At 38.2% G+C, this 8,331-nt stretch carries 1 protein-coding gene; it reads right to left on the reverse strand.

Features of this window, described 5'->3' with window-relative positions:
- Window positions 1-22: 22 nt before the first annotated feature.
- Complete coding sequence (locus NPA36_RS03950) at window positions 23-8,140, reverse strand: Cna B-type domain-containing protein (protein WP_256944802.1); 8,118 nt, start codon at window positions 8,138-8,140, stop codon at window positions 23-25.
- Between the last annotated feature and the right edge of the window lie 191 nt (window positions 8,141-8,331).

Below are 8,331 nucleotides of genomic sequence, written 5' to 3' on the forward strand. Positions count from 1 at the left end.
AAATTCAAAATGCGGATTCATTTTAACTAACTTTTTTCTTCATTTCTCTTTTCTTCGTTGCCAACGTCAATCCAGCTCCTAATAGGACAAATGCTAGAGCAGCTATTTGTAGCTCTGTGTTATTATTTGTTCCTGTTTTAGGGAGTTGTTTTTTTGTTGTAGGGCTAGGTTTGACGGTTTCTGGTTTTGAAGGTGTTGGTTTTTCTGGTTTTGTAGGAGTCACTGGAGTCACAGGTTTACTTGGTTCACCACTATTCTTCTTAAGAATATTTGTAATAGTGAATCCATCTACCTTACTTTCATATCCAGCTACAGCAACTTCCCTAATTTGATAACTGATTTCTTTACCTTCTTTGAACTTAGGTAAGTTAGCAAAAACAAATGCCCAATCAGAAGTTTCACTGACTGTTTGTTGAGAAATCTTTTCTCCATCAACCAATAATTCGATTACGATAGATTCTGGGCGCTTACCAGATTTATTATCCGCATCATCCCAAATTTTATGCCCGGAAACATGAGTAATTTCTGGATTATAAGTGTTGATAATGGTTGTGCCTTGAGTTTCCGTTGCGTAGTTTTCCACTGCTTCCTCGGTTACTGTATAAGAAATTTCTTTACCATCCTTATATTTAGGCAGGTTATTAAAACTAAATTTCCATTCAGTATCAACTGTAACTGTTTGGCTCGATACTTTTGTACCATTTGCCAAAAGGTTGACTGTAATCAATTTCGGACGTTTTCCGTCTTGGTTATCTGCATCTTTCCAGACTTTTTCTCCAGACAAATTAGTTATTTCTGGAGTGTAGGAGTTGGTAATAGTTGTACCTTGGATTTCTGTAGTATAGTTTTCTACTGCTTCTTCAGTAACTGTATAAGAAATTTCTTTTCCATCTCTGAACTTAGGTAGATTATTGAAACTGAACTGCCAAACCGTATTAGCTTCAACAGTTTGTTGATCAACTTTTTGACCATCTGCTAAAAGATTAACAGTAATTGATGTTGGACGTTTGCCATCTTGATTGTTAGCATCATTCCAGACCTTGTTTCCAGCTACATGAGTAATCTCTGGGTTATACGTGTTTATAATTTTATTACCCTGAACTTCACTAGTATAGCCTTCTACAGCTTCCTCGGAAATGGTATAAACAATTTCTTTACCTTCTTTATATTTAGGTAGGTCAGCAAAAGTGAACTTCCATTCTGTATTGGCTTTAACAGTTTGCTTGTCTACTTTTTGGTTATCAGCTAACAAGTTTACCACTATTGATTCTGGACGTTTGCCATCCTGGTTGTCAGCATCGTTCCAGATTTTTTCTCCTGATACATTTGTCGTTTCTGGCGTATATGAGTTAGTAATCGTTGTACCTTGGATTTCTGTTGTGTAGTTTTCCACTACCTCTTCAGAAATGGTATAAACAATTTCTTTACCAGCCTTATACTTCGGTAAGTTGGTAAAAGTGAATTTCCATTCTGCATCTACCTTAATCATTTGGCTATCTACTTTTTGTCCATCCGCTAGTAGGTTTACTACAATCGATTCTGGACGCTTGCCGTCTTGGTTATTGACATCGTTCCAAATCTTAACCCCATTTATATGAGTAATTTCTGGGTTGTAGGTATTAATAACTTTATTGCCTTGTATTTCAGAAGTATAGTTTTCTACCGCTTGCTCTGAAATAGTGTAAGAAATTTCTTTGCCTTCTTTGTATTTAGGTAAGTTGATGAAATTGAACTTCCACTCTGTATCAGCTTTTACAGACATTTCTTGTACTTTTTTTCCATCTGCTAACAAGTTTACCTTGATGGACGCTGGGCGCTTACCGTCTTGGTTATTGGCGTCATCCCAGACTTTTTCACCAGCGATACTTGTTACTTCTGGCGTATAACTGTTGGTGATGATATTTCCTTTGATATTAGTAGAATAATTTTCTACGGCTTCTTCTGAAATGGTATAAACAACTTCTTTGCCATCCTTATATTTTGGCAAATTAGCAAAAGTATATTTCCATCCGCTATCTGCTTTTATTGTTTCAGACAGCAACTTCGTACCATCTGCCAATAGATTTACTACAATAGATTCTGGGCGTTTACCGTCTTGATTGTTGGCATCATCCCAGACCTTTTCAATGGATACACTTGTTGTTTCTGGTGTGTAGGAATTAGTGATAGTCGTACCTTGAATCTGGCTAGTGTAGTTTTCCACAGTGTCTTCTGAAATGGTATAAACAATCTCTTTACCATCTTTGTATTTAGGTAAGTTAGCGAAAGTGAATTTCCACTCACCATCAGCTTTGACAGTTTGGTTAGCTACTTTTTGACCATCTGCCAATAGGTTAACCCCAATTGATTCTGGGCGTTTGCCATCTTGGTTATTAGCATCATCCCACACTTTTTCACCGGATACATTTGTTACTTCTGGTGTATATGAGTTAGTGATAGTTGTTCCTTGAACTTCTGTTGTATAATTTTCTACCACTTCTTCAGTCACTGTATAAGAAATTTCTTTACCATCTTTATACTTAGGTAAGTTAGCAAAAGTGAACTTCCATTCACTATCCGCTTTAATGGCTTGGTCTAATACTTTTGTCCCATCAGCCAACAAGTTGACTGTAATCGACTCTGGACGCTTGCCGTCTTGGTTGTTAGCATCATTCCAGATTTTCTCTCCTGATACACTTGTTGTTTCCGGAGTATAGGAATTGGTGATGGTTGTACCTTGGACTTGGCTGGTGTAGTGTTCAACTGCTTCTTCAGTTATCGTGTAAACAATCTCTTTACCGTCTTTATACTTAGGTAAATTCGCAAAAGTGAATTTCCACTCACCATCCGTTTTGACAGTTTGGTCTGATACTTTTTCACCGTCTGCTAATAGATTTATTACAATTGATGTCGGACGTTTACCGTCTTGGTTATTAGCGTCATTCCAGACCTTCTCTCCAGATATGCTTGTGACTTCTGGCGTATATGAGTTAGTGATAGTAGTGCCCTGGATTTGACTAGTATAATTTTCTACTACTTCTTCTGACACAGTGTAAACAATCTCTTTACCATCTTTATACTTAGGTAAGTTGTTAAAAATAAATTCCCAATTACTATCTGCAGTGACATCTTGGATGGAAACTTTCTGATCATCTGCTAGTAAGTTCACCTTAATAGTAGCTGGTCGCTTACCATCTTGATTATTGGCATCATTCCAGATTTTCTTACCTGATACACTTGTGACTTCTGGCGTATATGAGTTGGTGATAATTGTTCCATTAACCTCAACACTATAATTTTCTACAACTTCTTCGGTAACTGTGTAGGAAATTTCCTTGCCGTCTTTATATTTAGGCAAGTTATTGAAAACAAATCTCCAGTCACTGTCTGCTTTAACCGTAACATTTTCTATATTGTTGCCATCTGCTAGAAGGTTTACCACAATAGATTCTGGACGTTTGCCGTCTTGATTATTGGCATCATTCCAGATCTTCTGACCTGAAATAGTTGTCACTTCTGAGCTATAGGAATTAGTAATAGTTGTTCCTTGAATGTCACTAGTATAATTTTCTACTGCTTCTTCGGAAATGGTGTAAACAATTTCCTTGCCATCTTTATATTTTGGTAGCTCTGAGAAAGTAAACTTCCAGTCGCTATCTGCTTTGACTTCTCGGCTTCCAATCTTCTGACCATCTGCTAACAAGTTCACTGTGATGGTGGCTGGTCGTTTACCATCTTGGTTGTTGGCATCGTTCCAAATTTTCTCGCCAGACACACTAGTTGTTTCAGGTCTATGCGAGTTGGTAATCGTGCCTCCATTAATAGATGAGAGATAACTGTCTACTGGTTCTTCAGAAAGCACATAGGAGATTTCTTTTCCATCTTTGTATTTTGGTAGGTTTGCAAAAGTACCCTTCCATTGACTATCAGCCGTTATCGTTTGAGAGCTTACTTTAGTACCATCTGCAAAAAGATGAACCTCAATTGACGCTGGGCGCTTACCGTCTTGGTTATCCGCATCATCCCAGATTTTTTGAACAGGTAGACTAATGGTTTCAGGTGTGTAGGAGTTGGTGATGGTCATCCCTTGGATTTGAGTCGTATAGTTAGCCACTGCCTCTTCGGAAATAGTGTAAACAATTTCTTTACCATCTTTGTATTTTGGCAAGTTTGCAAAAGTATATTTCCATTGGTTATCAGCGGTGATCTGTTGCGAAGCAAGTTTAACACCATCAGCCAAGACATTTACTGTGACAGAGTCTGGGCGTTTGCCGTCCTGATTATTGGCATCATTCCAGATTTTTTCAACAGCTAAACTAGTCACTTCAGGGCTATGTGAATTGGTAATGGTATCCCCTTCGACTTTGGTCGTGTAGCCGTCCACTGCCTCTTCGGTAAAGCTATAAACGATTTCTTTACCGTCCTTATATTTAGGGAAACCTGTAAAACTGAATTTCCAATCGGTATCAGCTTTAACCTCTAATTCATCTACCTTATCACCATTTGCCAAGAGATGAACGGTAATAGATTCTGGACGTTTGCCATCTTGATTATTCGCATCATCCCAGACTTTAGTTCCTGAAAGATCAATCAATTCTGGACTATAGCTATTGGTAATAATAAAACCTTCAATAGTTGTTGTATATCCTGCAACTACCTCTTCTTCTAAACTATACTGAATTTCTGTCCCATTAGTGTAGATAGGTAGTTTATCGAATACAAATTGCCAGTCACTAGCTTGAGTGACTTCTTGTTCTTGAATTCTCTTGCCATCAGCTAGAAGATGAACCTTAATAGTAGAAGGACGCTTGCCATCTTGATTGTCAGCATCATTCCAAATTTTTTGACCTTCAACTTTTGTCAGATTCTCCGTATTGGTAATGATAAAACCACGATCTGCATCACCAGTAATCGATACCTTGTATTGTTTATCAAAATTCTGAAGGTTCGTCGTTAATTCCTTAACCTTGTAGTCGGTGATAATAGCACCGTTTTTATCCGCTGCTGGTAAATTCATAAACAAGGCAGAATAGTTATTTGCTTGGGTCAAGGTTAGCTGTTGCAGTATAGTGTTTGGAGCAGATTGACGATAAACTCCAACCTCAATACTAGGCAGCGGCGTACCAACCCATTTTTTAGTAACTGGGATGTTTTGTGGCATCTGGTTATAAACGGCATTCGTTTCTCCAAATGTTACCCCTGAATCTCGAGAGGAATAGAAATGGTTGATGGCTACTTTTGTTTCTAAAACTCCTCCAGCATAGGAAGCAGCTTTCATCGGCACATCAAAATAAACAATATTGCCACGTTTCAGAATGGTTCCCGGATTCATCACTACTTTGATAGCTGTAACTTTCGAGTAATCTGTAACGCTGGTTTGCCAACTGTTTTCCGCTACGGCAGTATTAACATCATCTGATGGAATATCTGTACGATAATATACCGTATAGCCATTAGGCACAACGACTGGTCCACGTAATTTGTTAGAGAAATGGCTTCCGTTTGCATCCCCACTGTAAGGAAGTCGGTCGTAAACGATAAGGTTGTCCATATCCCCACCAGAATAGTTTTCCGTTTCTAAACGATACTCAAAATCTTCATCGTATTTGGTGAAAATGCCTGTACGTAGCCAAGATCCATTCACATTACGGATAAACTTGACCGAACGGATTTCCGTTGGTAGATTTGCAATGGTATCACTTTGGCTACCGATAACCATGTCTGCCTTATTACCATCGTTGTCCACGTCAAATATATCTGGTAATAAAGAACTAACGGTTATTTCTGATGGAATAGTTTTAAGGTTATCTGCGGTGAAATATACGCGGTTGATATTATTGTGTTCAGGACTTACTGCACTCACTGGAACAGCATTTGCATTAATAAAACCAGAGATACTAATAGTATTTGTATTTTTTAAGGTAATGTCTCGAACCAGCTCATCAGCAAATGAAAAGACTACCGCTTGTCTACCGGTATTATTATAGTTCTCAATTACTTCAACGGATTTGAATCCTCGGTCAAGCAGCGCTTGCCCAGTTGGATAGGTTCTAAGATAGGTAACTCCTTCTGGAAGAACATCGATTAATTTTGCATTTGTCAATCGTCTGCCTTGAGCAAGGTTACGAGTATCAAAAGACATACGGTATTCTACTTGTTCACCAAGTGCACCAGTAGGGTTTGAATAGGTTATTTTTGAAATGGACATGGATTCTGCTTTTTGCGTTGCTCGGCTAAATGAATTGCTGTCAAAAGAGAAGTTCATATTCTGTGTTTCCATTACTAGCTGCCCAGCAGCCTTGGCCGCATTGCGATAGGTATTGGCCTCACTATTTGTTGGTTGAATAACCTTGGCGTGATAAGGATCATTTAACATCAGTGATAATAAAAAGCTGAAGGTTTGTCCCGGTTGTAAGGCAAACTCATCTTTGAGTGCAATTTCCAAACCTGTATAAGTTGTCTGAGCTTTTGGTGCATTTTCCTCAGTGATTTGTCCACTTTCTACTTGATTCACGATGGATAAGACTTGATTCCTCGTTGCCGTGTCAATCATTGGTATAGTCACATTTCCATTGGCACTTGGTGTAAAACTGATGGCTTCTTTTGTACCATCTGCTTTCACGCCGTAGATTGCCTTGATTTGATTGCCTAAGCTTCCTTGATAGTTAAGAGCTGCCAAGTAAAAACGACTATCGAAAGGTCCATCAGTGATAACAATATTTTTCATCGGATAAGATGCTTTATTGGTCAAGGTCAAACTATATTGGTCATAGACGGTATGGTTGAAACCGGGATCTAAGATAACCTGAAATCTGAGATTTGAGTTTTTGATAAAATAACCACTACCCGGGAAAATATCAGCAGATAATTTAAAGTTGATTGGGTCACTCACCTTAGCAATCGTTTCATAGTTAGCCTTATTATAAGGTGTTAAGTCGGCTGAAACAGAATTGGTAAAGGTATCTTTTAATTGTGCTCCTGGGAATGATAAGACTAACTTTTCATCAGAAACTGCCGTATCAGCCCCACCAGTTATTAAATCGGTGCTTTGACTATCAACAATTTTAGAAACAGTTCCATCCCCATTATCCACCCAACCAGGATTTTTCGCAGCTGAAAAAACAGCAGTTACTCTTTGGTTTTGGTTATTGATATAGGTTGGAAGAACATCAGTCAAGACAATCTTCTCATATAAGCGAACAGAACTTAATCCATCTCCATATGAGAGAGCATTTCTACCTAATTTATTTTCCATGCGGTACATAAAGGTTACATCAGAGGCATTGGCAATATAAGTCTTACTTGGATCAGCTCCACCTCCATATACCGTTTGCCCATCATTTGAAAAATTAGTAGTCTCATTTGACACGACATATTTATAAATATTAGGAGTCACCGTTTTAACGGCAAAATTAAGATTACCTGTAGCCATTTTAACTTTTGTTCCATCTTGGTTAAAAAGTGTTACTTCTGGATTGATTGCATAACCATTTGGCGTCATTCGGTTTAAAAATTTTAATGAAAAGGTAAATGATGCTGTTGTCGTTGCATCAATATCTTTTAGATAAACCCTAACCGTCCGAGTTCCATTTCCATTATCGATTTGTGTGGTTTTTTTGACAATTGTTGCCGTCGTTGGCACATCAATCCTACTCAAATAAGTACTGTCAAGAGTGATTTCTAAGTAGGCATTAGTTAGAACACTTGTAGCTCCTGTTCCGTCTAAAGAAATTCTTCCAGTATGAGTGAAGGTGGTAAATTGTGGATCTGCACTACTTTCGTTAGATTTTACTAAAGACACTTGTGTTGCTAGCAAGGCCGCCTGTAGTTCTCGCTTAGCACGTGTTTTTACTTCGCTAGATGAGCTTTCTATCATTGAAGTACTGTCTAGTGAGCTACTATCAATGCTAGGCGTTTCATCAGGCTTTGAACTATCTATTGAACTAGTGCTAGTGCCAGCCTCTACCTCTGAAACTGGCTGGCTAGAAATCACCTCTTGTGCAGAAGAACTTGAGGGATCGGTTTGAAAACTACTCTCTAAACTAGAACTATCAATAATAAGTGATTTCTGTTCCCCACTGCTTGTCTCCACTATAGATGATTCAACTGAGGATTCAGCCGTACTCTCCATTTGGCTTGACACCGTGCTTCCTTGTTCCATAGCCATTACTACAGTAGGGTTTACTACCTGAGCAAACAAACTAAATAACATCATGTAATTAATTATCTTATATACCCTTAGTGCTAGTTAAAAAAGTTAAATCAAGCAAAAAAAGAAAGTTCTTGCTATACTAACCTCAAATCGACCAAGAAACGAGGTAAGAAGATATGCAAGAACTTCCTAACACCCAT

This window comes from Granulicatella seriolae (genome assembly GCF_024543085.1).
GTDB lineage: Bacteria > Bacillota > Bacilli > Lactobacillales > Aerococcaceae > Granulicatella > Granulicatella seriolae.